Origin of the sequence: Mesorhizobium sp. J8 (assembly GCF_016591715.1) — a bacterium.
Taxonomy (GTDB): domain Bacteria; phylum Pseudomonadota; class Alphaproteobacteria; order Rhizobiales; family Rhizobiaceae; genus Mesorhizobium.
In genome coordinates, this window is sequence record NZ_AP024109.1 from 1933361 (window position 1) to 1956711 (window position 23351).

At 64.9% G+C, this 23351-nt stretch carries 25 protein-coding genes; 21 read left to right on the forward strand and 4 right to left on the reverse strand.

Features of this window, described 5'->3' with window-relative positions; all coding sequences use genetic code 11:
• The first annotated feature begins 31 nt into the window (after window positions 1-31).
• The 7 genes from MJ8_RS08840 (at window position 32) to MJ8_RS08870 (ending at window position 6257) form a co-directional block, all read left to right on the forward strand.
• Window positions 32-1234 (forward strand): ABC transporter substrate-binding protein, encoded by a 1203-nt coding sequence (locus MJ8_RS08840; protein ID WP_140747818.1) that lies wholly within the window; start codon window positions 32-34, stop codon window positions 1232-1234.
• Between the two features lie 73 nt (window positions 1235-1307).
• Window positions 1308-2174: a branched-chain amino acid ABC transporter permease gene (locus MJ8_RS08845; RefSeq protein ID WP_201414025.1), complete on the forward strand. Its 867-nt coding sequence runs from the start codon at window positions 1308-1310 to the stop codon at window positions 2172-2174.
• A 7-nt stretch (window positions 2175-2181) separates the two neighbouring features.
• Window positions 2182-3162, forward strand: a complete 981-nt coding sequence (locus MJ8_RS08850; RefSeq protein WP_201414026.1) for a branched-chain amino acid ABC transporter permease — start codon at window positions 2182-2184, stop codon at window positions 3160-3162.
• A 3-nt stretch (window positions 3163-3165) separates the two neighbouring features.
• Window positions 3166-3945 carry an ABC transporter ATP-binding protein gene (locus tag MJ8_RS08855; RefSeq protein ID WP_201414027.1) on the forward strand — a complete coding sequence of 260 codons (780 nt, stop codon included), beginning with the start codon at window positions 3166-3168 and terminating at the stop codon, window positions 3943-3945.
• Window positions 3942-4664: an ABC transporter ATP-binding protein gene (locus MJ8_RS08860; protein WP_201414028.1), complete on the forward strand. Its 723-nt coding sequence runs from the start codon at window positions 3942-3944 to the stop codon at window positions 4662-4664. Before MJ8_RS08855 ends, MJ8_RS08860 begins: the two co-directional genes overlap by 4 nt.
• Window positions 4665-4674: 10 nt before the next feature.
• Window positions 4675-5415 carry an aspartate/glutamate racemase family protein gene (locus MJ8_RS08865; RefSeq protein ID WP_201414029.1) on the forward strand — a complete coding sequence of 247 codons (741 nt, stop codon included), beginning with the start codon at window positions 4675-4677 and terminating at the stop codon, window positions 5413-5415.
• 134 nt (window positions 5416-5549) lie between these two features.
• A complete protein-coding gene (locus MJ8_RS08870) occupies window positions 5550-6257 on the forward strand; it encodes a GntR family transcriptional regulator (protein WP_201414030.1) in 708 nt (235 codons plus the stop codon).
• A 45-nt stretch (window positions 6258-6302) separates the two neighbouring features.
• Here MJ8_RS08870 and MJ8_RS08875 read toward each other — a convergent pair whose 3' ends face one another.
• Window positions 6303-7205 (reverse strand): SDR family oxidoreductase, encoded by a 903-nt coding sequence (locus tag MJ8_RS08875; protein ID WP_201414031.1) that lies wholly within the window; start codon window positions 7203-7205, stop codon window positions 6303-6305.
• Between the two features lie 165 nt (window positions 7206-7370).
• Here MJ8_RS08875 and MJ8_RS08880 point away from each other — a divergent pair, with 165 nt between their 5' ends.
• On the forward strand, window positions 7371-8153 hold the full coding sequence (locus MJ8_RS08880; protein WP_263649650.1) for a helix-turn-helix transcriptional regulator: 783 nt from the start codon (window positions 7371-7373) through the stop codon (window positions 8151-8153).
• A gap of 227 nt (window positions 8154-8380) precedes the next feature.
• Here the strand turns inward: MJ8_RS08880 and MJ8_RS08885 are convergent, their stop codons facing one another.
• The gene (locus tag MJ8_RS08885; RefSeq protein ID WP_201414033.1) at window positions 8381-9334 is read right to left on the reverse strand and encodes a LysR family transcriptional regulator; all 954 of its coding nucleotides are present in this window, start codon (window positions 9332-9334) and stop codon (window positions 8381-8383) included.
• Window positions 9335-9418: 84 nt separating this feature from the next.
• Here MJ8_RS08885 and MJ8_RS08890 point away from each other — a divergent pair, with 84 nt between their 5' ends.
• A complete protein-coding gene (locus MJ8_RS08890) occupies window positions 9419-10252 on the forward strand; it encodes a class I SAM-dependent methyltransferase (RefSeq protein WP_201414034.1) in 834 nt (277 codons plus the stop codon).
• 9 nt (window positions 10253-10261) lie between these two features.
• The gene (locus MJ8_RS08895; RefSeq protein ID WP_201414035.1) at window positions 10262-10765 is read left to right on the forward strand and encodes a hypothetical protein; all 504 of its coding nucleotides are present in this window, start codon (window positions 10262-10264) and stop codon (window positions 10763-10765) included.
• Here MJ8_RS08895 and MJ8_RS08900 read toward each other — a convergent pair.
• Window positions 10762-11301, reverse strand: coding sequence for an Lrp/AsnC family transcriptional regulator (locus MJ8_RS08900; protein ID WP_201414036.1), 540 nt, complete (start codon window positions 11299-11301; stop codon window positions 10762-10764). The genes MJ8_RS08895 and MJ8_RS08900 overlap by 4 nt on opposite strands.
• Window positions 11302-11349: 48 nt before the next feature.
• On the opposite strand from MJ8_RS08900, the gene MJ8_RS08905 reads away from it, so the two are divergent.
• Window positions 11350-12534 carry an MFS transporter gene (locus tag MJ8_RS08905; RefSeq protein WP_201414037.1) on the forward strand — a complete coding sequence of 395 codons (1185 nt, stop codon included), beginning with the start codon at window positions 11350-11352 and terminating at the stop codon, window positions 12532-12534.
• A 95-nt stretch (window positions 12535-12629) separates the two neighbouring features.
• The gene (locus tag MJ8_RS08910; protein ID WP_201414038.1) at window positions 12630-13052 is read left to right on the forward strand and encodes a GNAT family N-acetyltransferase; all 423 of its coding nucleotides are present in this window, start codon (window positions 12630-12632) and stop codon (window positions 13050-13052) included.
• An 82-nt stretch (window positions 13053-13134) separates the two neighbouring features.
• Here the strand turns inward: MJ8_RS08910 and MJ8_RS08915 are convergent, their stop codons facing one another.
• Window positions 13135-14250, reverse strand: coding sequence for an anhydro-N-acetylmuramic acid kinase (locus MJ8_RS08915; RefSeq protein ID WP_201414039.1), 1116 nt, complete (start codon window positions 14248-14250; stop codon window positions 13135-13137).
• Between the two features lie 288 nt (window positions 14251-14538).
• Between MJ8_RS08915 and MJ8_RS08920 the strand changes: the two genes are divergently transcribed.
• The 9 genes from MJ8_RS08920 to MJ8_RS08960 all read left to right on the forward strand — a co-directional run bounded on the left by MJ8_RS08920 (window position 14539) and on the right by MJ8_RS08960 (window position 23284).
• A complete protein-coding gene (locus MJ8_RS08920) occupies window positions 14539-15228 on the forward strand; it encodes an SDR family NAD(P)-dependent oxidoreductase (protein WP_201414040.1) in 690 nt (229 codons plus the stop codon).
• Window positions 15229-15428: 200 nt separating this feature from the next.
• The gene (locus tag MJ8_RS08925; RefSeq protein ID WP_201414041.1) at window positions 15429-16265 is read left to right on the forward strand and encodes a substrate-binding periplasmic protein; all 837 of its coding nucleotides are present in this window, start codon (window positions 15429-15431) and stop codon (window positions 16263-16265) included.
• 29 nt (window positions 16266-16294) lie between these two features.
• Complete coding sequence (locus tag MJ8_RS08930) at window positions 16295-17632, forward strand: dicarboxylate/amino acid:cation symporter (RefSeq protein WP_225248202.1); 1338 nt, start codon at window positions 16295-16297, stop codon at window positions 17630-17632.
• A complete protein-coding gene (locus tag MJ8_RS08935; RefSeq protein ID WP_201414043.1) occupies window positions 17629-18426 on the forward strand; it encodes an aspartate/glutamate racemase family protein in 798 nt (265 codons plus the stop codon). The genes MJ8_RS08930 and MJ8_RS08935 overlap by 4 nt, the downstream gene beginning before the upstream one ends.
• A 208-nt stretch (window positions 18427-18634) precedes the next feature.
• Entirely contained in the window at window positions 18635-19477 is an 843-nt protein-coding gene (locus MJ8_RS08940) for a MetQ/NlpA family lipoprotein (protein WP_201414044.1), read from the forward strand.
• Between the two features lie 83 nt (window positions 19478-19560).
• On the forward strand, window positions 19561-20652 hold the full coding sequence (locus MJ8_RS08945) for a methionine ABC transporter ATP-binding protein (protein WP_201414045.1): 1092 nt from the start codon (window positions 19561-19563) through the stop codon (window positions 20650-20652).
• Window positions 20633-21289: a methionine ABC transporter permease gene (locus tag MJ8_RS08950; RefSeq protein WP_201414046.1), complete on the forward strand. Its 657-nt coding sequence runs from the start codon at window positions 20633-20635 to the stop codon at window positions 21287-21289. The genes MJ8_RS08945 and MJ8_RS08950 overlap by 20 nt, the downstream gene beginning before the upstream one ends.
• A gap of 156 nt (window positions 21290-21445) precedes the next feature.
• The gene (locus MJ8_RS08955; RefSeq protein WP_201414047.1) at window positions 21446-22465 is read left to right on the forward strand and encodes an isopenicillin N synthase family dioxygenase; all 1020 of its coding nucleotides are present in this window, start codon (window positions 21446-21448) and stop codon (window positions 22463-22465) included.
• Between the two features lie 456 nt (window positions 22466-22921).
• Window positions 22922-23284, forward strand: coding sequence for a hypothetical protein (locus tag MJ8_RS08960; RefSeq protein ID WP_225248203.1), 363 nt, complete (start codon window positions 22922-22924; stop codon window positions 23282-23284).
• Window positions 23285-23351 lie beyond the last annotated feature (67 nt).

Below are 23351 nucleotides of genomic sequence, written 5' to 3' on the forward strand. Positions count from 1 at the left end.
CAAAGCGCGATAACCAAGGGGAACTGAAGCTATGATCAACCGTCGCTCGACTCTGAAATCAATGGCGCTCGGCGCCGTCTCGACCCTGGCGCTCGCCGCTCTCGGCATTTCTTCCGCGCAGGCTGAAAACAAGGAACTGAAAATCGGCTTCGTCGGCGTCACCAGCGGCCCCGCCGCCGCCTGGGGCACCTCGAACGTGCGCTCGATGCAGACCCGTGCCGCCTGGATCAACGAGACCGGTGGCGTCAAGATCGGCAACGACACCTACAACATCAACATCGTCACTTTCGACGACCAGAAGGACCCCAAGCGCGCCATTGCCGGCATGGAGAAGATGGCGCAGGAAGGCGTCCACTATGTCGTCGGGCCGAATGTCGATGACGGCGCCGCCGCGGTCCGCCCCGTCGCCGAGGCCAACGGCATCATTTACTTCCCCTACGCCTTCCCCAAAGCGCTTTACCAGAAGCCGGCCTCCAATGCCGTGCTCGGCATGATCGCCAACTATCAGTCCGGTCCGGCGATCTACAAATACCTCAAGGAAAACAAAGGTGTGAAGAAGATCGCCTTTGTCGCGGCCAATGAATCCGATCCGCTCAGCCAGCGCGACAGCGGCGTCGAGGCGGCGAAGGCGCTCGGCCTGGAGATCGTCGCCCAGAACGACACCTACCAGAACGACACCCGCGACTTCACCCCGGTGCTGACGCCGATCGTGGCGCTGAAGCCCGACCTGCTCGTCCTGTCGGGCGTGGCGCCCGCCAACGCGCCGCTCCTCATCCGCGCCGCCCGCGAGCTCGGCTATGAAGGCCTGATCTCGACGGAAACCGCGCAGGACGCCAAGGTCCTGGAAGAAGGCGCCGGCGAGTACGCCAACGGCTTCATCTCCGTCGGCGGCGCTTCGACGCCGGAGATCGCCTCGGACGCGATGAAGGAATTCGTCGCCCGCTACACCAAGATGTTCGGCGAATATAACGACGAGTCCAACACCAAGGTCTATGCGCTCGAATACATCATCGAGACCTTGAAGGCCAATCCTGCGGCCATCAACGACGTCGCCGAATTCAAGAAGACCATGGACACCTTCTCGGCGCCCAACCCCTTCCTGAAGGGCGACGCGAAGCTCAGCTATGTCGGCACGACGTCCTTCGGGCAGAAGCGCCAGCTGTCGGTGCCGATGGTGGTGAACGAGTACAAGGACGGCGCTTTCCAGACGCTGTTCGTCGGCTCCGTCGACTAGCGTTACCTTCGGGCGTCACTCCCTCCAGCTTGCCGCGGGGTCCGATAGACCCCGCGGAAGATCGAAGGTATCCATGGAACAGGTCATCGCCAACGGATTGTATCTCGGTGCCCAATACGCGCTGATTGCGTTGGGGCTCACCTTGATCTTCGCCCTGATGAACGTGCTCAACTTCGCCCACGGCCAGATGTATGTGCTAGGCGGGTTCATCACCTACACCGTCTACGGCCAGCTCGGCCTGCCTTTCGTGGTCGCGCTGCTCGCCTCCGGCGTCACGCTCGCTATCATCGGCGCGCTGATGGAGAAATTCCTCTTCCGCACCGTCATCAGGCGCAGCCATCGCGAGGAGAGCACGATGCTGCTCGCCGCCGCGACCGCCTTCTTCTTCGATGCCGTCATCCTGCTTCTCTTCGGCGAGAAGCAGCGCGGCGTTCCCAAGATCGTCAAGGGCGTCTTCAACGATGCCGGCATCATCATGCCTTACGACCGCATCGTCGTCGGCGCGCTGGCGATCGTCTTCATCGCCGCTTTCGTGCTCTATATGCAGTACAGCCGGGTTGGCCGCGCCATGCGCGCGCTCGCCCAGGACCGCGTCGCCGCCCAGCTGATGGGCGTACGCGTCGACCGCTATTCGATGATCGGCTTCGCCATGGGCGCCATGCTGGCGGGTGTCGTCGGTGGGCTCCTGGTCACCATCACCGGCGTCAATTCCGGCATCGGCGGGCCCATTTCGATCAAGGCCTTCCTCATGGTGATGATCGGCGGCGCGGGCGTCGTCGGCGGAGCGATCGCCGGCGGCTTCATCCTCGGCATGATGGAATCGGTTGGCCTTACCGTGCTGCGCGAATATGGCGACGTGACCTATCTCGTCATTTTCGCCGCCCTGATGGTGTTCCTGTCGGTCCGTCCCAACGGGCTGATGGGCAAGCCGTGGGGTTGATCGCGCCATGACCCGCAATCGCAGCACCAGGATCGCCGCGGTCGTCGCTTTCCTCGCGATCGTCTTCATCGCTGTGCCGGTCGCGATCTCGTCGAGCGGCCGCTTCGACCTCTATTACACGCTGACCTCGGTGGCGCTGCTCAGCATTGCCAGCGCCGGCGTCTGGCTCACCTTCTACATCGGCCGCATCAACATCGGGCAGGGCGCCTATGCGCTGATGGGCGGCTACGTCTCGGCCATACTGGTGATGAGCCATGGCTGGTCGTTCTGGCTGACCTTGCCGGTGGCCGGGCTTTTCTGCGCCGCTGCCAGCGTGCTGATTGGCCTGCCGATCCTGCGCCTGCGTGGCGTCTATTTCGCCATGGTCACGCTGGTGCTGACCGAGGTGGCGCGACTGCTTGCGCTGGCGCTGCCGATTACCAACGGCGCCAAGGGCATCGTCAGCATTCCGCTGCCCGGCGCGTTGTCGGTCTTCGGCCTGACGATCATTCCGGATTTCGCCACGCTGCAGAATTCGCGGCTCGCCTTCTATCTGCTGGCGGTCACGCTGATGGTGGTCTGCTTCGCGGTCATGTACCGGCTCGTCAATTCGCGCATCGGCAGGCTTTGCCAATCGCTGCAGCAGAATGAGGAGCTGGCCTCCTCGATCGGCGTCAACATCGCCTGGCTGCGCGTCATCGCCTATGCCGTCTCCTCCTTCCTCGGCGGCGTTTCCGGCGCCATCTTCGCCGCCATCTCCCAGTCGATCTACCCGTCGAGCTTCACCGTTACCGATTCCGTCAACTTCATGCTGAACTGCTTCCTCGGCGGCCTCGGCTATGTGTTCGGTCCGATGCTCGGCACGCTGGTGCTCTATTTCGGCTGGGACCTTCTGTTCCAGACCGGCGAGTTCCAATTGCTCATCTATTCCGGCCTGATGATCGTCCTGATGCTGGTGCTGCCCAACGGTCTGCTCAGCCTTGCCGAAACGACCCGGAAGAAGGGTTGAGCCATGGCCGAAATGCTCGAGGTCTCCGGCATCACCAAGCGCTTCGGCGGTCTGGTTGCGGTCAACAACGTCTCCTTCTCCGTGCGCGAGAAGGAGATCCTGTCGGTGATCGGTCCGAACGGCGCCGGCAAGTCGACGCTGTTCAAGCTGATCTCGTCGTTCCTCAGGCCGACCACCGGCGAGGTGCGCCTGAAGGGCGAACGCATCTCCGGTCTCGCTCCGCACATCGCCGCCCGCAGGGGCGTGGTGCGCACCTTCCAGGAGACCACGATCTTCAAGAACATGAGCGTGCGTGACAACGTCATCATCGCGCACCATCCGCGCTCCAGGGCGAGCCTCCTCGGCTTCTTTCTCGGCACCGGTACGGCAAAGGCCGACGAAGCGGCCTTCGGCCAATCCGCCGACGAAATCCTGGCGCTGCTCGGCCTCTCCTCGCTCGCCAATGAGACCGCCCGCAACCTGCCGCATGGCCATTTGCGGGCGCTGGGCATCGCCATCGGCCTGGCCACCAACCCTTCCATCCTGCTGCTCGACGAGCCCTTCGCCGGCATGAACCACGACGAGACCATGCGCATGGTCGAGATGGTGCGGCGCTTGCGCGAGCGCGGCCTGACCATCCTTCTGGTCGAGCACGACATGCCGGCCGTGATGAAGATCTCGGACCGTCTGGTGGTGCTCAATTTCGGGCAGAAGATCGCCGAGGGAACGCCGTCGGAAATCCAGGCCGACGAGAAGGTGATCGAAGCCTATCTCGGCAGCGAAGACGAGGCGATCGGCTTATGAACCAGATCCTGAACTTCGCCAATGTCGAGCTCTACTACGATCACGTCTATGCGCTGAAGGGCGTCTCGCTCGAGGTCAATGAGGGGGAGACCGTCGCGCTGATCGGCGCCAACGGCGCCGGCAAATCATCGATCCTTCGCGCCATCACCGGCCTGCGCAAGATCAGGTCCGGCGAAATCCAATACAACGGCAAGCGCATCGACGGCGCCGGGCCTGACGAGATCGTCAAGATGGGCATCGCCATGGTACCCGAGGGCCGCCGCGTCTTCCCCTTCATGTCGGTCCGGGACAATCTCCTGATGGGCGCCTTCACGCGCACCAGCAAGGCCGAGATCGCGGCGACGATGGAGATGGTGCTGGGGCGCTTTCCCCGACTCAAGGAGCGCTTCTCGCAGGCCGCCGGCACGATGAGCGGCGGCGAGCAGCAGATGCTGGTCATCGGCCGCGCCTTGATGGCGAAGCCGAAGCTGCTGCTGCTCGACGAGCCGTCGCTCGGCGTCGCGCCAAAGCTTGTCCAGGACATCGCCCGCTCGATCGTCGCCATCAACCGCGACGAGAAGGTCAGCGTCCTTCTGGTCGAGCAGAATTCGCGCATGGCGCTGCGCATCTCGCAGCGCGCCTATGCGCTGACCACCGGCAGTGTCGCTCTGAGCGGCAATTCCGCCGAATTGCTGACCGACGACCGGGTCAAGCGTCTTTATCTCGGCGGCGAGATCTGAGGCTGATTTAATGCGCATTCTCGTCATCAATCCCAACACCACCCAATCGATGACCGCCAAGATCGGCGAGGCTGCGGCAAGCGTTGCGTCCGAGGCCACCCAGATCGTCGCCGTCAATCCGGCCGACGGCCCGCCGAGCATCGAGGGTTATTTCGACGAGGTCTTCGCCATTCCGGGCATCATCGCGGAAATGGGCAAGGCGCCTGCCGATGCCTATGTCATCGCCTGCTTCGACGATACCGGCCTCGATGCCGCCCGCTGCGCCACCGAGGCTCCGGTGATCGGCATCGGCGAGGCGGCGTTCCACATGGCGAGCCTTGTCGCCGGCAAGTTCAGCGTCGTCACCACGCTTGCCCGCTCGGTGCCGGCGATCGAGCACAATCTGGCGAAATACGGCCTCGCCTCGCGCTGCGCCAAGGTGCGCTCGTCGGACGTCGCCGTGCTCGAGCTCGAACGTCCGGGCTCGAATGCCAGGCACCGGATATCGCAGGAGATCGCGCGCGCCATCAGCGAGGACAAGGCCGAAGCGATCGTGCTCGGTTGCGCCGGCATGGCCGACCTTGCGCACAGCCTGTCCGAGGAGCATGGCGTTCCGGTGCTGGACGGGGTCGTCTGCGCCGTCACGCTGGCCGAGAGCCTGTTCAAGGTCGGTTTGAAGACATCGAAGATTGGCGGCTATGCCGCGCCGCGCGGCAAGCGGTTCGCCGGCATGTTCGCGCCGCTGTCGCCCTCGCAAGCGGAAATCGTTTAGGCATGCTCCATGCCGCCGGACGACCGGTCGGCGCCGGGCAGGTGGGATTGACCGCCGCGCGAGCGATACTAGATTGGGCGGGCTGCCGGCGATTTGGGGGCAGATCGGGCCATTCGGGCCCGCGCATTGAAAGTATGTTGACGGTACTCAGGGAAGAAGATCGAGACGACAAGCCGGCGGCGCGCTGGTCGCCGATCTACTATGGGCTGAGGGATGCCATCGTCAGCCACCGCCTCGCCCCGGGCACCAAATTGCCGGAGGACGAGTTGGCCTCGATCTATTCGGTGAGCCGCACCGTCGTGCGCGCCGCACTGCAGGCGCTTGCGCATGACCGGCTGGCACGGCTGGAGCCCAATCGCGGCGCCTTCGTCGCGCAGCCGTCGAAAATCGAGGCGCGGGAAGTGTTCGAGGCGAGGGCGCTGATCGAACCAAAGGTGGCGGCGCTCGCCGCCAGGGCGGCGGTGCCGTCCGACATCGCGCAATTGCGGGCGCATCTGGAGAAAGAGCACGAGGCGCTCCATGACGGCCGCGACAGCGACGCCATCATGCTGTCGGCGCGCTTCCATGTCGGCATCGCCGAGATCGCCGCGCATTCGGTGTTCACCAATTTTGTCCGCGACCTCGTCTCGCACTCCTCGCTGATCATCGCGCTTTACTGGAAGCGCCGCGACGCGACCTGCGAGAAGCATGCGCACCACGCCCTGGTCGATGCGATCGAGGCCGGCAACAGCGCCGACGCTGCTGCCCTGATGAACAGCCACCTGGTTGACCTGCTTTCCGGCCTCGACCTCACCGACAAGGTGGAGAAGTCGGACAGCCTGGCGGATCTGCTGCGCGCCTAGCGTGAGGCGGTTCAGCTTGATTGCCGGACCGCCCCGCGAGTGCAGTTAAGCCGCGGCCGCTCGCGAATAATCCATCCGCTCCAGATCGGCGATGAGGCCGGGTCCGGTCGGCTGCCAGCCGAGATGTGCGCGCGTCCACTCGCTCGACGCCGGCATGTCGAGGCCGGCGAACATGGAAAGCCATCCGAAATGGTCGGCCGCTTCTTCCTGCGACAGCGAGACCACCGGCACGTTGAGGCCCGCGCCGATCACTTCCGCGATCTCGCGCATCGGGATGCCTTCCTCGGCGACGGCGTTGTAGCGTACGCCGGCTTCCTGCTTGTCCAGCCCCAAACGGTAGAGCTTCGCGACATCCAGCACATGCGCCGACGACCACCGGTTGCGGCCCTCGCCGAGATAGGCCGACACGCCCTTGGCGCGCGTTTGCGCGATCAGCGGTGTGATCAGGCCCTGCTTCACCGTGTCATGCACCTGCGGCAGCCGCACCACCGACACCTTGACGCCCTTCTCGGCCATCGCCTGGCCGGTAAGCTCGGACAGGATGCGCGGATTGGGATGGTCAGTGTTGAAGATGTCTTCCCGCGCCGGTTGTCCGTGTTCGGCAGAGCCCATGCCCACGCCCGACGTGATGATGAGCAGCCGGTCGGAGCCGGCGAGCGCGCTGCCCAGCGCTTCGATGGCGCGCTTGTCCTTCTCGCAATTCGCGACGAAATTCGAGAAATCGTGGTCGAAAGCGGTATGGATCACCGCATCCGATTTTGCCGCGCCGTCGCGCAGGCTGTCGAGGTCTTCGAGATCGCCGCGATGCGGCTCGGCGCCTGCGGCGACAAGCGACCGCGCGCCGGCATCGGAGCGGGTCAGGCCGAGCACCTGATGGCCGGCGGCGAGAAGCTCGGGCACGATCCTGGAACCGATGAAGCCGGTCGCGCCGGTAAGGAATACACGCATGGGAAGGTCTCCTGTGGTTGTTCGGAGGCCTTATTTGCGCTATAACTCATTCTGTTAAAGTAGTGATCTTATCATGGTATAATTGCCAACAGGATAGCGATGCCTCAAGAGATTGCCAACAAAGAGACGACCAACAAGCTGGGCACATTTCTTCGCGATCGCCGCATGCGCCTCGATCCCGCCGCCTTCGGCTTCGCCACGGGGCGTCGGCGCACGCAAGGGCTGCGCCGCGAGGAGGTGGCGCAGCGCGCCAACATCAGCCCGACCTGGTACACCTGGCTGGAGCAGGGGCGGGGCGGCGCGCCGTCCGCCGATGTGCTGAATCGAATCGCCACGGGCCTGATGCTGACCGAGCCCGAACGCGAGCATTTGTTCATGCTGGGTCTCGGGCGGCCGCCGGAAGTCCGCTACAAAAGCGTGGATAGCGTGACGCCGCGCCTGCAGCGCGTCCTCGATGCCTTGGACCCCAGCCCAGCGATCATCAAGACCGCGACATGGGATGTGGTGGCCTGGAACCGTGCCGCCGCGGCGATGCTCACCGACTATTCCAAGCTGCCGCGCGAGCAGCGAAACATCCTGCGCCTGATGTTCGGCAATCCCCGCGTGCGCGACGCGCAGGACGACTGGCAGAGCGTCGCGCGTTTCGTGGTCGGCTCCTTCAGGGCGGATGCCGTCCGGGCCGGCGCCGGCGCGGAGGTCACGGAACTCGTCGAGGAGCTTTCCCGGGCGAGTCCGGAGTTCGCGGCGCTCTGGCGCGATAACGAAGTCGCGCCTGCGCATGGCGAAGGCGTGAAGCGCATGCGGCATCCCGAGATCGGACTGATCGAGCTGGAGTTTTCTGTCTTTGCCGTTGACGGCCGGCCCGAGCTTGGCATGATCGTCTACAACCCCGCGACGCCCGCCGACGCTGAGCGCATCCGATCCTTGATCGAATCCCGCGCCGGCTGACTGCGTGCCTCTCAGGCTCTCGCCGCTGCGCGCCTTGGCGCCTGCGGCGGTGGCCGAGGCCGTCGAGTTCGAAGGCCCGATGACTGAGGCTGCCCGCAAGGCCGACGCTGGTGGACAACGAGTTGCTGAGCGGTACGGCGCGCGATCGCAGGGCCGAGATCGTCCTCGATCAACGCCAGCGCCAGATCGATACCGGCCGAGATCCCGGCCGACGACGCCCTGAAGCGTCAGCTTTGCCGCCTCCTGCCCGGGCGCTTCGGGGAAGCATCGACGCCGCTGGGCTGTCTTGCGTGATCGATGAAAGCGCGCAGTTTGGGCAGCACCTGGTGCCTTTCCGGGTAATAGAGGAACACGCCCGGCGTGGTCACCGCGAAGCGGCCGAGCAGCGCCTGCAGACGCCCGTCGGCGATCGGCGTCTCGGCGATAGGACCAGGCACCTGTGCCAGCCCGACACCCTGGATCGCCGCGCCGAGCAGCGAGGGGTAGTCATGCGCGATCAACGGTCCCGAGACGATCGCCTCTATCGTCTTGTTGCCGTCGACGAAGGACCAGGGCGCGACCGAGCCGTTCGAGCGGCGCAGGCGCAGGCAGGCATGGTCGCGCAGATCCTCGATGCGCTCGGGCGCCGCGCGCCGGCGCAGATATTGCGGACTGCCGACGACCACCATCGGGAAGGAGGGCGTCAGGCGAACGGCGACCATGTCGGGCGCGATCAGGTCCCCCATACGGATGCCGGCATCGAATCCCCCGGCGGCGAGATCGGCCAACTCGCCGCTGGCGACGATCTCCAACTCGATCTCGGGATAGGCCTGGCAGAAGGAGGCGATCATCGGCTCCAGCAGCACCGGCACCACGGCCGGCGGCACCGAGAGGCGCAACAGCCCCGCCGGCCGCTGGCCCATGCCGCGCGCGATCTCGCTCGCGGCGATCAACTCCTCGAAGGCCGGCCGGGCACGCGCGAAAAATCTCTCGCCGGCTTCGGTGAGGCCGACGCTGCGCGTCGTGCGGATGAACAGCGCAGCACCTATGCGCGCCTCCAGCGTGCGTATCGCCTGGCTGATCGCTGACGGGGTGACGGCAAGCTCGGCCGCCGCCTTGCGGAAATTGCGGTGCCTTGCGACGCTCAAGAAGGCTTCGACGCCGTCGAGCGCGCCATGCCTGACTGTGAAGTTCTGCTTCATGACCCATCGACATTATCGCGGATAGCGGTTCGCAGGAAGCGCCCGTATTTCTGCCGTGACTTGGAAGCCTGAAGGGAAATGGCAATGACAAATGAACTCGATCGCGTGCGCGATCACTACCGTGCGACCGGCCTCACCGATCGGTTGAAGACCACGCTGGCGGTGTTTGGGCCTGAGCAACAGCGGCTGAAACCCCAACAGTTGGCGACTCTTGACCAGTTCCACACCCGCGGGCTCGCCGCGACGGCGGAACTCGCCGATCTGGCCGTCATCACCGCCGACATGTCGGTGCTCGATGTCGGATCGGGCGTCGGCGGGCCGGCTCGCTTTCTTGCGGAGACCTATGGCTGCCAGGTGACGGGCGTCGACCTCAGCGAAGCTTTCGTCGAGGCCGCGCGCTACCTGACCGCGCGAACCGGGCAGGACGACAAAGTGTCGTTCGAAACCGGCAGCGCGCTTTCTCTTCCCTTCGAGAATGGCCGGTTGGACGCCGCGCTGTTGCAGCACGTGGCGATGAACATCACCGACCGGCCGCTGCTCTACCGCGAGATCAGGCGCGTGCTGAAGCCTGGCGGAAAATTCGCGACCTTCGACGTCGTGCTGAAGAGCGGCGATCCGCTCTATCCGGTTCCGTGGGCGAAGACGCCGGGCGAAAGCTTCCTTCTGACGGCCGAGGCGACCTGCGAGGCGATCGAGGCGGCCGGCTTCGGCACGCTCGTCCGCCGCGACGACACGGCCATAGCCAAGGCCTGGTTCGCCGAGCTCCGCGCCTCCGGCCCGCCGCCTTCGCTCAATCTCGGCGTCGTCATGGGGCAGGGGTTCGCGGAGCTCGCCACCAATCTCGGGCGCAATCTCATGGAAGGACGGCTGGGCATCCTCACGGCGGTGTTCGAAGCCGTTCCGGCCAAAACTTCATAGGAGGTTAAGATGTCACCGGCGGTGATCTTCAACATCCATCTCGCGCTGGGCTACGTGCCATGGCTGCTTTGCTTCGCCGCTTATATCTGGCCGAGGCTGAGGTCGATGGAGCCGATTGAGGCGCAGCGCGCCATCGCAACGCTGCACAGCTTCCGCTTCTTCGGCCTCGTCTTCCTCATCCCGGGCGTGGTCGGCCCCGAGCTTGCGCCTGGCTTCGCAGGCTTCGCCGCCTATGGCGACTTCGCCACCGGTCTGCTCGCCATGCTGGCGCTGCTTGGCGTGAAGCGGCCCGCGATTTTCTGGCCGCTCGTCGTCGCCTTCAATGTCGTCGGCGTGGTCGACCTTGTCGGCGACTACTATCACGGCGTGCTGCTCGACCTTCCGGGGCAGGCCGGCCAGTTGGGCGCGACTTACGCGATCCCGATCATCTACGTACCGCTCTTGATGATCACGCATGCCGCGGCCTTCTATCTGCTGGCGCGTTCCAGGCGCCATCAGCCGGCAACGGCCTAATACATTGGGTTTGCCATATGCTTCGGCGCCGGCCATTCGCTCGTGATCTCCGGCTGCACCGGACGTTCCAGGTAGGTGGACAGCACCACATAGCTGCGCGTCGAGGTGACGCCTGGCGTATCGTAGAGACGGGCCAGCAGTCCTTCCAGCGCCCGCGTGTCCTCGGTGCGCACCTTGAGCAGCATGCAGGTGTCGCCGGCGACCGTGTGGATCTCCTCGACCTCCGGATATTTGGAGACCGCCATCAGTTCCGGTGTCTTGCCCCAACCCCTGGTATCGATATGCACGAAGGCGAGCAGCGGCTTCTTCACCGCCCTCGGATCGATGAGCGCCGCTGTGGCGCGGATGGCGCCGCTGCGCTTCAGCCGTTTGACCCGCTCATGCGCCGCTGGCGGCGACAGGCCGACACGCTCGCCGAGCTCGGCATAGCTGACGGTCGCGTCCTCGACGAGAATGCCTAATATCTTTCGGTCGATCGGGTCGGCCTCGCGGGCCGGATGCTTGTTCCGCTGAATGTCATCTGTTTCTGCGTCCATATGGAAAATCTCCATTGCTGCGGAATTCAATTCGGCCATTATGACGATATGCCGAACACTGATCAATCAGCAATTATAACTGAGGCGCCGCGCGCGCCGATCCCGGCCGCCGCCTATCTGCTGACCGGCTGCATTGCCGTCATCGGCTCGAATTCGCTGGTTCTGGGACCCATCGCGCCTGCCGTCGCGGCGTCGTTCGGCGCCAGTGTGCCGGCGGTGATGACGGCTGCCGCCGCCTTCGGCCTCGGCACCTCGGCCAGCGCGCTCTTCCTTGCCCGCTACATCGACCGGATCGGCGCGCGCCGCATGCTTCAAGGCGCATTGCTGTTGCTGGCTTTGGCGCTGGTCGCCAGCGCGCTCGCGCCGACCGTCGCGTTTCTTGTGACGGCCCAGCTCGTCGCCGGTGTTGCCGCCGGCATCGCCATGCCGGCGATCTATGCGAGCTCGGCCGCGATCGCTCCACCCGGCCGCGAAAGCGGCACCATCGGGGTGGTGCTGACCGGCTGGACGCTTTCCATGGTAGCCGGCGTCTCGCTGTCGGCCGTGCTCGCCGATCTGATCCACTGGCGCGCTGTCTTCGCGGCCGTCGCGCTGCTGGCGGCAGCGGCCGTTGCCGGCCTGGCGATGAGCTCGCTGCATGACACCAGGAAAAGCGGCCCCGCGCCGTCGCCGCTCGGCGCGCTCGCCGTTCCCGGCATCCTGCCGCTGCTCATTGCCTGCGGCGCCTTCATGACCGCCTTCTATGGCGTCTATGGCTATCTCGGCGATCATCTCCACGAAGCCCTCGGCGAGCCGGTCAGCGCCAATGGCTTGGCGGCGGTCGCCTACGGCCTCGGCTTCGGCGCGGCGGCCTTGCTGGACGGCGTCATCGACCGCCTCGGCGCCCGCCGCGTAATGCCCTTCGCCTATCTGCTGGTCGCGGCCGTCTATGTCGCGATCGCGCTGGCGAGCACCGGCTTCGGTCTCCTGCTTGCGACGATCGCCGTCTGGGGCCTCGCCAACCATTTCGGCCTGAACGTGCTGGTCATGCGCCTCACCGCGCTCGACCCGTCGCGGCGCGGCACCATCATGGGACTGAACAGCGCGGTCACCTATCTCGCCGTCACCGTCGGCACGGCAAGCTTCGGCCCGCTCTACACGAGCCTCGGCTTCGCCAATTGCGCCCTGATCGCCGCGGGACTGATGCTGGTGGCGGCGGGCGCAGCGACGTGGCGCTCAGTCGGTCCTCGGTAACAGGCCTGCCCCACTCTTCATTTGCGGCCGGAAAACCGTTTCGCGCTTTTCTCGGAATTGCTCTAAGGCTGACTTGCGAACCGGAGTCGCAGCCGATGAAGACCAGTCTCGAGATCACCGCCGAGCCTTTGCCGCAGGATCTCGCTTTCCTGAGCGGGAACCTCACCGCCTTCAACGATGCCGATGTCGGCGCGTCGGCCCGGAAGCCGCTGGCGGTTTTCGTGCGCGACGAAACCGGCGCCATCGTTGCCGGCATATCCGGCTACACCGCCTGGGGCTGGCTTTATGTGCAGTGGCTGTGGGTCGACGAAAAGCTGCGCGGAAAAGGCGTTGCCGCCGATATGCTCGACGCGGCCGAACGCGAGGCTGTTGCGCGGGGTTGCCACGGCGCCTGGATCGACACTTTCAGTCCAACCGCTGAGAAGGTCTACGAGCGCCAGGGCTACAAGCCGTTCGGCGAATTGCCGGATTTCCCGATCGGCCGCCGCCGCGTTTTCCTGCAGAAGAGGCTGCCTTAGAGCAATTCCAGGAAAAGTGTGGAGCGGTTAGGCTCGGCGTCTTCGCCGTAGCCTTCCGTCGGGAATTGCACGAACAAAGACTCTATCCGGCGAGCTTTCCGCCGCGCAGCGGCTCGGGCGCGCCGGTGGTGCTTGGGAAGCTGATCGGCAGGCCGCGCAGCACGCGCACTGCGAGGAAAGCAAAACATTCCGCTTCCACCGCGTCGCCTTTCCATCCAAGCGACTCGGCCTGCACCACCTCGACGCCGGCGCGACTTTCGAGCATTGCCATCATCGTCGGGTTGTGGCGGCCGCCACCGCTGACCGCCAGCCGCTTCGGCCTGCGCGGCAAAAGGTCGAGCGCCTTGCCGACGGCCGACACGGTGAAGGCCGTCAGCAATGCTGCGCCATCCTCGGCGCTCAACCCTTCGGCCATCGCGGCGGTGAAGTCGAAGCGGTCAAGCGATTTCGGATAAGGTTTCGTCAGGTAGGGATGCTTGAGCAGCTTAGCGAGCCGTTCCTCATCGACCTCGCCGGCGGCAGCGAGCCTGCCGTCGCGGTCCATCTCGCCGAGGCCCTTCGCCTTGATGAAATCATTGACCGGCGCATTGGCCGGACCGGTGTCGAAGGCGACGATATTGTCCTTGCCGTCCCACCAGGTGATGTTGCCGACACCGCCGAGGTTGAGCACGGCGGTGTCGCCGCTTGGGTCGGCATCCCTCAGCAGCGCCGCATGATAGGCGGCGGCCAGAGGCGCGCCTTGCCCGCCGGCCGCGACATCGGCCGAGCGGAAATCATAGGCGACCTTGGTGCCGAGCAGCGAGGCCATTAGTTCGCCGTCACCGAGCTGGCGCGTGCGGCCGATCCGTCCCGGCTGCGGCGCGCGGTGCAGCACCGTCTGGCCGTGGAAGCCGACGACGCCGATATCGGCCATGCGCATCCCCTGGCTCTCGACCAGATCCTTGACCGCGGCCGACTGCGCCCGCGTCAGCGCCTCCTCCGCTTCGCGAAAGATAGCGGGTTCCGAACCTTCGAAATTCCAGACGCGCGCCTGGCGCAGCGTCTCTTCGAGCAGGGCGCGGATCGATTGCGGGTAGGGGGCGAGCGTGTAGGTGCCGGCGTCGGCGATGCGCTCGCCGTCCGTCTTGATCAGCGCCACGTCGATGTTGCCGTCGAGCACCGTGCCGGTCATCAGGCCGACGGCCCAGATTGGTTCCATGGTCTTGTCCCCGAATCGTCGTCCAACCACGTGTCGGACGGATCGGCGCGGCAGGCAAGTCTTTCGCCGCGGCTAGAGCAATTCCGGGAAAAGTGTGAGCGGTTTTCCGTCCGGAATTGCGTGAAAACAAGAAGATAGAGCGGTTCGCCGCTCCCGTGAAACGGCGAGCCGGTCTATGCCGGCGGCCTTTTGCGCCAAAGGACGAAAATCGAGCAACCACATTCTTGCCTCTTGCCGCCGAAGGCGCGAGCCTGGGGCTCCGACATCGAGCTATCCGGAGGAAAGGCCATGGCAGCCAATGTTGCAGTGATCGCAGGCGCCGGCTCTGGCCTAAGCGCCTCGCTGGCGCGGCTTCTCGCCAGGGAGGGCTTCCGGGTCATCCTCGCCGCCCGCAACGTCGACAAACTGACCGCGCTCGCCAAGGAAACCGGCGCGCAGGCGGTGGAAACCGACGTCTCGGACGTCGCTTCCGTCGAGCGGCTATTCGAGGCGGCCGACAAGGCCGGCCCGCTCGAAATCGCCGTCTTCAACGCCAGCGGCCGCACGCGCGGCCCGATCGCCGAGCTCGATCCCGAGGCGGTCAAACAAGCCCTGCTTGTCGGCGCCTATGGCGGCTTCCTGGTCGGCCAGCAGGCGGCGCGCCGGCTTCTTGCGCGCGGCTCCGGCTCGATCCTGTTCACCGGCGCCACGGCGAGCCTCAAGGGCTTCTCCGGCTCGGCCGGTTTCGCCATGCCGAAATTCGGCCTGCGCGGGCTGGCGCAATCGATGGCGCGCGAGCTCGCGCCGAAGAACATCCACGTCGCGCATTTCATCATCGACGGCCAGATCGAGCCGGCTGGACAGGCGCCCGAGCCCGACCGTCCGGATCGCCGCCTCTCGCCCGACGCGATCGCCGAGACCTATCTCGCAGTCCATCGCCAGCATCGCAGCGCCTGGAGCTTCGAGGTCGAGCTGAGGCCCTGGGTCGAGACCTTCTGACGATCCCGCCGCAGCAACCGTAAAACAGCGCGCCCGGCCGTGGATGGTATTTTTAGAAAATTCGCATATATTGATGGCATTTTAGCGATCTGCAATGTAAAAAGGCGAAAAATAAAAGATACCTTTACTTAACTTCGGCGTGCATACTGCGAGTTGGTCAGAATTGTTGTCCGGCTCTCCTGCGCGAATTGAGAATGGGCATGCCGCTTACACGTCGCACGCTGTTTGCAGCCGGAGGCGGAGGGCTGCTGATCGCGCAAGCGCAAGCTGCGGCCACGCCGGCCCAGGCGCAGGACGGTCCAAAACCCATCGTCGGCGACAACAAGCTGCGCATCGCCATGCCGGCCTTCGCTTCGGATCCATTCTTTCCGGCCGACGGCTCGGGCGACAAGGGCATCGACGTGGACCTTGCGCGCGGCATTGCCGCGGAGCTTGGCGTCGAACCGGTGTTCGACCGGTCCGCCGTGACCTTCGACGCCATGGTGCAAAAGCTGACGTCCGGCCAGGCTGACCTGGCGATCGGCAAGCTCAGCCGCACCCTTCAGCGCGGCCGCTCTATCCTCTATTCGCGGCCCTACGCCATGCTGCACCAGGGGCTGCTCGCTAACCGCGTGAACCTGGCGCGCATCACGCAGGGTAAGCCGCCCGAACAGATCATCCGCGATTTCTCGGGCGATCTCGGCGTGATCGAAGGCTCGTCCTTCGCCACCTATGCGGCGACCACTTTCCCGCACGCCACGATCCAACGCTTCGCGGGCTGGAATACCGTCATCGACGCGATCCGCAACGGTACGATCGACCTCGCCTATCGCGATGATTTCGAGATCAAGAAGCTGATGGTCGACGATCCGTCGATGACGGTCGTCGCGCGCTCGATCACGCTGACCGACAAGGTCGACACGATCGCGGTCGGCATTAACCCCGCCAATCCGCATCTCGCGGCCTTCGTCGATCTCTATCTCGATCTTGCGCGAGGCCAGCAGGTCCTCAACACCGACGAGATCATCGCGCGCTACCGCCAGGGGAGCAAAGCCTGACGATGGCCGTCTCCGATGCAGCCGCACCCATGCCTCTCGATTGGCGCCTGGCGGCAAAGCGCATCCTGCGCTCGCCGTTGACAACGATCATCATGATCCTGGCCGGGATCCTGTGCGGACTCTACTACCCGGCTTTTGCGCATGCGATCAGCCCCGTCGCGCAGGTCTATCTGAACTTCCTCAAGATGGTCGTCCTGCCCTATCTGGTCTCGTCGGTGATCTTCTCCATCACCGCGATGGTCCAGGATCCGAAATCGGTCCGATATCTCGGCAAGGTCGGCATAGCGGTGCTGGTCGTGTCGTTCCTCGCCGTGCTGGTCAGCGGCACCTATTCGCTAATCCTGAAGCCCGGCCAGATCGAGAACCCGCAATCACGCATCGAGCTCGGCGAGTTCATCAATTCGCAAGGCAGCGTCTCCACCGATCTCGCATTCCCGTTCCAGCCCCCGCCGTCGACCGGGGATCCGAACAGCGGACATTCGATCTTCCTTGATCTGGTGCCGAACAACGTCTTCAACGCGCTGGCCTCTGGCCAGACCATCCAGGTGCTCTTGTTCTGCCTGCTTTTCGGGCTGGCGATGGGCAAGATTCCCCAACCCTCGTCGCTCAGCCTCTCACAGGCGCTCAACGCGGTGTATCGGGCCTGCACCGTGCTGACCAACTGGTTCGTCTGGGGATTGCCCTTTGCGACCTTCGTCCTGATCGCCGACCAGACCGCGTCGACCGGCACCAAGCCGCTGATGCTGATGGGCGGCTATCTGCTGGTTATGGGCCTCTCCTGCCTGACCTTCCTCGCCGGAGCGTTCGCCGTCATCGCCATACGCTCGCGGCGAAGCTACTGGGCCACGATCAAGACCCTTCAGCCGCTTCTGATGGTGGCCATCACGACGCGCTCCACCGTCGCCTCGCTGCCGTGGGTCATCAATCTTTTGAGCGAGCGGCTGCGCTTCAACTTGGTGGTGGTCGAGCTGCTCGTGCCGCTGCAGGCGGCGCTGCTGCGGACCGGGCCGGCGCTGGTCTACACATCCGGCGCCCTGTTCATTGCCCAGCTCTACGGCCATCCGCTGGCGATCCCGGATCTCTTGCTTGTCGGCGTCGTCTCCGCGCTTCTGGCGCTTACGACAGGCGGCATGGGCAGCCTGCTCATCCTGTCGCAGATGTCTATCGTCTGCGGCTATCTGAAGCTTCCCTTCGAGGCGGCGTTCGCCTTGTTCGTCGCGGTGGACGCGGCCGTGGACACGCTGATGACGCTGTCCAGCGTCTCCACCGTCGCGGCAAGCACGGCAATGATCGCGCCGAGCCATCGGGAGGCGGCGCAGAGCGCTGAAACCGTCGCGCAAGAGCTCGAAGCCGAGCCCGCCCGATGATCGACGACGGCATCCGCCCGCAGCTCGGCATCATCGGCGGCCTCGGGCCGCTGGCGTCGGCCGACTTCTACTTCAAGCTGACGCGGATGACCGAGGCGCTGCGCGACAACGAGCATGTGCCTTGCGTCATCCTCAGCGTGCCGCAACTGCCCGACAGGACCGAAGCGATCCTGGCCGGCCATGACGGACCGCTGGCGCCGCTGCAGGCCGCGGTCTCGACGCTCAACGCGCTCGGCGTCACCTGCATCGCCATGCCCTGCAACACCGCCCATCACTGGTACGACAAGTTGGCGGCAAACTCGTCAGCCGAGATCATGCATATCGGCGACGCGGTGGTCGCGGAGATCCGCCGTGGCCTCGACCGGGGCCGGGTCGCTAACCTCGCAACCCGGGGCACCCTGGTTTCCGGCTTCTATCAGCACAGGATGACGGCGGCGGGGTTCGACCTCTGCCTCCCGCAGGAGGCCGAGTTTCAGGAGCGAGTCGACAGCGCGATCATGCTCGTCAAGGCCGGTTCGATCGCAGAGGCCGCGACCGAGACCGAGCGCGCGCTTCATCTCGCGCAACGGGCCGGCGCCGACGCCGCCCTGCTTGGCTGCACGGAACTGTCCGTCGTGGCGGCCAGCCTCGGCGATACGAATGGGCTGGTCGTCATCGACAGCAATGCGGCGTTGGCGCGGGCCAGCCTGCAACGGTTGGGCTATTCTGTACAGGAAGCGCGAGGCCTGCCCACCGTTTCATCGCTGCCGGCAGACGGCCGGCCGTCCTTGCATGTCGCCCGGCGGGCTTCATAGGCGCGCAAGCGTCCACCACCTGACCGTCGATATCCGCTTACCAGCAGCCGATGTTCTCCAAGTCACAAAATCTTTGAGAGAATATTTTCCGCCTCTCGTTTGAGAGGAAAAGCGCTTCTTTGCCCAATGAGGCAGCATTGGTGATCCTGAGATCAAGGCTTCGCATCCCGCCAGGCCGCAATGATTTCAGGGACGCAAGGAACGCATCATGTCCGACGCTTCAAATTCTCTCGTTACGACAATCACCAGGCGCGCCGGACTGGCGGCACTTCTCGCCACGACATTGGCCGTCATCGGCCTGACCGCGCCGTCGCCCTCCTTCGCCGAGGACAAGAAGTCGATCAAGGTCGGCATCATCAGCGGCGAGGATGAGGATGTCTGGCGCGTCGTCACCGCTGAGGCGGCCAAGAAAGGGCTGACGATCGAGACCGTCGTCTTCAACGACTACACCCAGCCCAACGAGGCGCTGGAGCGCGGCGAGATCGACGCCAACGCCTTCCAGCACAAGCCCTATCTCGACAACCAGATCAAGACGCAGGGCTATCACATCGTGCCGGTCGGCTATACCGGCGTCTGGCCGATCGGCCTTTACTCGAAGAAGCACGCCAAGGTTGCCGACCTTCCGGAAGGCGCGGTGATCGGCCTGCCCAACGATCCGTCCAACGAGGGCCGCGCTCTGCACGTGCTGGAGCATGAAGGCCTGATCAAGCTCAAGGACGGCACCGGCATCCTGGCGACGACCGCCGACATTGCGGAGAACCCGAAGAAGCTCGAGATCAAGGAACTCGACGCCGGCATCGTCGGCCGCTCGGTCGACGATCTCGATGCCGCCGTCGTCAACACCGACTGGGCGCTGAAGAGCGGCCTCGGCCCGGAAAACCGCATCGCGCAGGAGCCGGTGGCCGACAATCCCTACCGCAACTTCATCGCGGTCAAGGCCGGAAGCGAGAACGAGCCCTGGGTGAAGACGCTAGTCGCCTCCTATCAGAACGAGACCGTCAAGGCCGAGTTCGACAAGGTCTACAAGGGCACCGGGATCAGCGCCTATTGATCGGGGCCTGGCTGGCGGAAACGGGCGGCCCGCTGCTGAGCGGGCCGCCGTCGCGTTTGCGCGGCACTGAAACGGACATAGAGATGAACCAGCATGTCACGACCGAACGCGCCGACCCGGTCCACATCCAGCCGACCGGGCGGGAAGATGTCGTCCGCCTCGTCGGCCTGAAGCGCAGTTTCGGCGCGACCGCGGCGCTCGACGGCGTTTCGCTTACCGTCCGCAAAGGCGAGATCCTCGGCATCATCGGCCGCAGTGGCGCCGGCAAGTCGACGCTGATCCGCTGCCTGAACGGGTTGGAGCGGCCGGATTCCGGCGAGGTCTTTATCGAGGGCCGCGAGATCGGCCGGCTGGGCGAACGCGACCTGCAGCCGCTGCGCCGCCGCATCGGCATGGTGTTCCAGCACTTCAATCTTCTGTCGGCCAAGACCGTCGAGGACAATGTCGCCCTGCCGCTCAAGATCGAAGGTCGCCCGCGCGCCGAGCGCATGGCCCGCGCGGCCGAGCTGCTGCAGCTCGTTGGCCTCTCGGAGAAGGCCAAAGCCTATCCCGCCTCGCTGTCGGGCGGGCAGAAGCAGCGCGTCGGCATCGCCAGGGCGCTTGCCGCCCGACCGGCGCTGCTCTTGTCGGACGAGGCCACCTCGGCGCTCGATCCGGAGACGACGCGCTCGATCCTCGCTCTGCTGAAAGATATCAATTCCAGGCTCGGTCTCACGATCCTGCTCATCACGCACGAGATGGAGGTGATCCGCTCCATCGCCGACCGCGTGGCGGTGATAGACGCCGGCCGGATCGTCGAGGAGGGCGCCGTCTGGCAGGTCTTCGCCGATCCGAAATCGCAGATCACCCGCAGCCTGCTCGGCGGCATCCGGCCGCAATTGCCGCTCGAGATCGCGGGCCGGCTGGTTCCGGGCGCAGGGGCGGAAACGATCCTGCGGATCGATGTGGCCGGCGAGGCTGCGCACAGTGCTTTGCTTTCCGATCTTGCCGTGGCGGTGCCAAGCCAATTCCGCCTCGTGCACGGCGGCGTCGATCATGTCCAGGGCCAACCCGTCGGCACGCTGTTCCTGGCTGTTGCCGGCGCTGAAGCCCCGCATCTTGCGCGGGTGACGACATTCCTGAAAGACCGCGGCGCGCGGGTGGAGGTGCTTGGCCATGTCGCCGGTCCTGTTTGAACTCCTGCTCCGATCGATCTGGGAGACGGTGCTGATGACCGGCGCGTCCGGCCTTATCTCGCTGGTCTTCGGCCTGCCGCTCGGCCTTGCTCTGGTCGCCACCGATCGCGGCGGCATCGCCGAGAGTCTGTGGGTCAATCGCATTCTCGGCGCTATCATCAACGGCTTCCGGTCGGTGCCTTTCATTATCCTTCTGGTGGCGCTGATCCCGGTGACGCGGCTGATCGTCGGCACTTCGATCGGCACATGGGCGGCGATCGTGCCGCTGTCGATCGCCGCCACCCCCTATTATGCCCGTATCGCCGAAGTCTCGCTGCGCGAGGTCGACCACGGCCTGATCGAGGCGGCGCGCGCCATGGGCGGCAACCGCTGGACGATCATCCGCGAGGTGCTGGTGCCGGAGGCGCTGCCGGGCATCGTGGCGGGGTTCACCGTGACGCTCGTGACGCTGGTCGGCGCGTCGGCCATGGCCGGCGCCATTGGCGCCGGCGGCCTCGGCGACCTTGCCATCCGCTACGGCTATCAGCGCTTCGAAACCAGCGTGATGGTCGCGGTGGTGGTCGTGTTGATCGTGCTCGTCTGCGGCATTCAGTGGCTTGGCGACCGCCTTGTCGCTCGTCTGGATCATCGGGGATGATGTGCGGCATCCGAACGCAATTTGCCGCAAAAGCCGGGAATTGAGCGCCGGCTTGCCCCGTTTGCAGTGAGATTGGTCGGTGTGTTTCTTCACCAGCAATGGCGCTGATGTCATCCTGTGGCTGGGGTTACAAGTCTCGCCAAGAGGAGCCTGTCCATGCCCAGAATAATTCCGGTGCTTGATCTCGATCGTCTGGAGCAAGGCCCGTCGGAGCTGCGGACGTTTCTTTTCGATCTTCGCACCGCCGCCCGCGATGTCGGTTTCTTCTATCTGAGCGGCCACGGCATCACCCAGCCGGAGATCGACGCGGTGCTGGGCGCCGCGCGCAGCTTCTTCGCCTTGCCGGAAGCCGACAAGCTCGCCATCGAAATGGTGAAGTCGCCGCAGTTTCGCGGCTATACGCGCGCCGGCGGCGAGCTGACCAGGGGCAAGGCCGACTGGCGCGAGCAGCTCGATATCGGCGTCGAACGCACGACCATTGCGCAAGGGCCGGGCGTGCCGGCCTGGACGCGGCTGCAGGGCCCGAACCAGTGGCCTGCCGCGCTCCCTGATCTCAAGCCCGCGCTGCTTGCCTGGCAGGCCAAGGCGACCGACGTGGCGATCCGGCTGCTCAAGGCCTTCGCGCTGTCGCTCGACCAGCCGGAAGACGCCTTCGACCCGATCTACCGCGGCGAACCGAACCACCGCATGAAGATCGTGCGCTACCCCGGCCGCAATGCCACCGGCGACGACCAGGGTGTCGGCGCGCACAAGGATGGCGGCTTCCTCACGCTTTTGCTGCAGGACGAGAACAAGGGCCTGCAGGTCGAATATGACGGTAGCTGGGTCGACGTCGACCCGATCCCGCGAACGCTTGTCGTCAACATCGGCGAGCTGCTCGAACTCGCCTCGAACGGCTATCTCAGGGCTACCGTGCATCGCGTCGTCACGCCGCCGGCCGGCGTCGAACGGATTTCGGTGCCGTTCTTCTTCAGCGCCCGGCTTGACGCCACCATCCCGCTGCTCGATCTGCCCGAGGAGCTGGCGGCCGAAGCGCGCGGCCCGGCCAGCGATCCCGACAATCCGCTCTTCCGCAATGTCGGGACCAACGTACTGAAAAGCCGGCTGAGGTCGCATCCCGACGTGGCGCGGCGTCACTATGCCGACCTTCTGGAAAAAGCATCGGTCGCCGGCTGACAAAAGCTGATAAGTGAGCGAGATTTTTTCGTGATTTCGGTCCTTTTTGGAATTCCGTTCGTGGAAAATACACCGTTCAGGCCCCAAATAAGGGGCATCGCTCGGTGTTTTCCTCCCATTGCGCCGAGCGATGTTCCCCTCTGAAGGTTATGACCTTCATTCTTGGCCGGGCCGCTTTCGCGCCCGGCCTTTTTCTTTCAGCGCTGGGAATGCAGCGATCAGATCGCCGATACGCTCGGCCTGCACATGAATTGATCCCTTCATCCGCTCCGGCCCCGTCGGCGGCCCTCTGCTCGAATTCCGCTTGCTCGAACCTCAAGCGCATCCCTCGCCATCCATCCTGACATGAATGCGCGAACCGCTGTGTTACGGTGCTGATAATGTTCACGGCATCCGCTCGGGCCTGCCGCAAAGCCAAGAGGAGAGTTCATCACGTCCAGGATCAGCCGTCGCGCCTTGCTTTTTCATTCCGGCTGCGCTGTCGTCGCCTCGACCGTTGCAGCGGACGCTCACAGCGCAAAGGCACTGAAACATAACCGGCAACCGTCCAAGGACCTGATCGCCCTGATCGAGGCGCACAAGACAAGCTACGCAGCGTTCGGCAAGCTCGTCCACAAAACGGGCAGCCATAGCCGCGACCATATCGAGGCCGGCCGAGAGGAGGAGAGGGCGCTGCTGGCCATCTGCGCCTATCGGGCGGTCAAGGAAGGCGACCGCTTGGCCAAGGCCCGATATCTCTTAGAGATTGAGGCGCGCGGCGAACTCGATCTGCCAGAACACATGCAAGCTCTTCTGCGCTCGACAATGTGGACGGTGTGAGACTTTCAGCCGCATAGGCGGTCGAACCCGGAATGTCCGCGATGATGCAGAGTTTGGAGCCGATCAT

Bases quoted from the DNA above. Each gene is read 5' to 3' on its own strand.
- MJ8_RS08840 (WP_140747818.1), top strand. From the start codon at position 32: ATGATCAACCGTCGCTCGACTCTGAAATCAATGGCGCTCGGCGCCGTC.
- MJ8_RS08845 (WP_201414025.1), top strand. From the start codon at position 1,308: ATGGAACAGGTCATCGCCAACGGATTGTATCTCGGTGCCCAATACGCG.
- MJ8_RS08850 (WP_201414026.1), top strand. From the start codon at position 2,182: ATGACCCGCAATCGCAGCACCAGGATCGCCGCGGTCGTCGCTTTCCTC.
- MJ8_RS08855 (WP_201414027.1), top strand. From the start codon at position 3,166: ATGGCCGAAATGCTCGAGGTCTCCGGCATCACCAAGCGCTTCGGCGGT.
- MJ8_RS08860 (WP_201414028.1), top strand. From the start codon at position 3,942: ATGAACCAGATCCTGAACTTCGCCAATGTCGAGCTCTACTACGATCAC.
- MJ8_RS08865 (WP_201414029.1), top strand. From the start codon at position 4,675: ATGCGCATTCTCGTCATCAATCCCAACACCACCCAATCGATGACCGCC.
- MJ8_RS08870 (WP_201414030.1), top strand. From the start codon at position 5,550: ATGTTGACGGTACTCAGGGAAGAAGATCGAGACGACAAGCCGGCGGCG.
- MJ8_RS08875 (WP_201414031.1), bottom strand. From the start codon at position 7,205: ATGCGTGTATTCCTTACCGGCGCGACCGGCTTCATCGGTTCCAGGATC.
- MJ8_RS08880 (WP_263649650.1), top strand. From the start codon at position 7,371: ATGCGCCTCGATCCCGCCGCCTTCGGCTTCGCCACGGGGCGTCGGCGC.
- MJ8_RS08885 (WP_201414033.1), bottom strand. From the start codon at position 9,334: ATGAAGCAGAACTTCACAGTCAGGCATGGCGCGCTCGACGGCGTCGAA.
- MJ8_RS08890 (WP_201414034.1), top strand. From the start codon at position 9,419: ATGACAAATGAACTCGATCGCGTGCGCGATCACTACCGTGCGACCGGC.
- MJ8_RS08895 (WP_201414035.1), top strand. From the start codon at position 10,262: ATGTCACCGGCGGTGATCTTCAACATCCATCTCGCGCTGGGCTACGTG.
- MJ8_RS08900 (WP_201414036.1), bottom strand. From the start codon at position 11,301: ATGGACGCAGAAACAGATGACATTCAGCGGAACAAGCATCCGGCCCGC.
- MJ8_RS08905 (WP_201414037.1), top strand. From the start codon at position 11,350: ATGCCGAACACTGATCAATCAGCAATTATAACTGAGGCGCCGCGCGCG.
- MJ8_RS08910 (WP_201414038.1), top strand. From the start codon at position 12,630: ATGAAGACCAGTCTCGAGATCACCGCCGAGCCTTTGCCGCAGGATCTC.
- MJ8_RS08915 (WP_201414039.1), bottom strand. From the start codon at position 14,250: ATGGAACCAATCTGGGCCGTCGGCCTGATGACCGGCACGGTGCTCGAC.
- MJ8_RS08920 (WP_201414040.1), top strand. From the start codon at position 14,539: ATGGCAGCCAATGTTGCAGTGATCGCAGGCGCCGGCTCTGGCCTAAGC.
- MJ8_RS08925 (WP_201414041.1), top strand. From the start codon at position 15,429: ATGCCGCTTACACGTCGCACGCTGTTTGCAGCCGGAGGCGGAGGGCTG.
- MJ8_RS08930 (WP_225248202.1), top strand. From the start codon at position 16,295: ATGCCTCTCGATTGGCGCCTGGCGGCAAAGCGCATCCTGCGCTCGCCG.
- MJ8_RS08935 (WP_201414043.1), top strand. From the start codon at position 17,629: ATGATCGACGACGGCATCCGCCCGCAGCTCGGCATCATCGGCGGCCTC.
- MJ8_RS08940 (WP_201414044.1), top strand. From the start codon at position 18,635: ATGTCCGACGCTTCAAATTCTCTCGTTACGACAATCACCAGGCGCGCC.
- MJ8_RS08945 (WP_201414045.1), top strand. From the start codon at position 19,561: ATGAACCAGCATGTCACGACCGAACGCGCCGACCCGGTCCACATCCAG.
- MJ8_RS08950 (WP_201414046.1), top strand. From the start codon at position 20,633: ATGTCGCCGGTCCTGTTTGAACTCCTGCTCCGATCGATCTGGGAGACG.
- MJ8_RS08955 (WP_201414047.1), top strand. From the start codon at position 21,446: ATGCCCAGAATAATTCCGGTGCTTGATCTCGATCGTCTGGAGCAAGGC.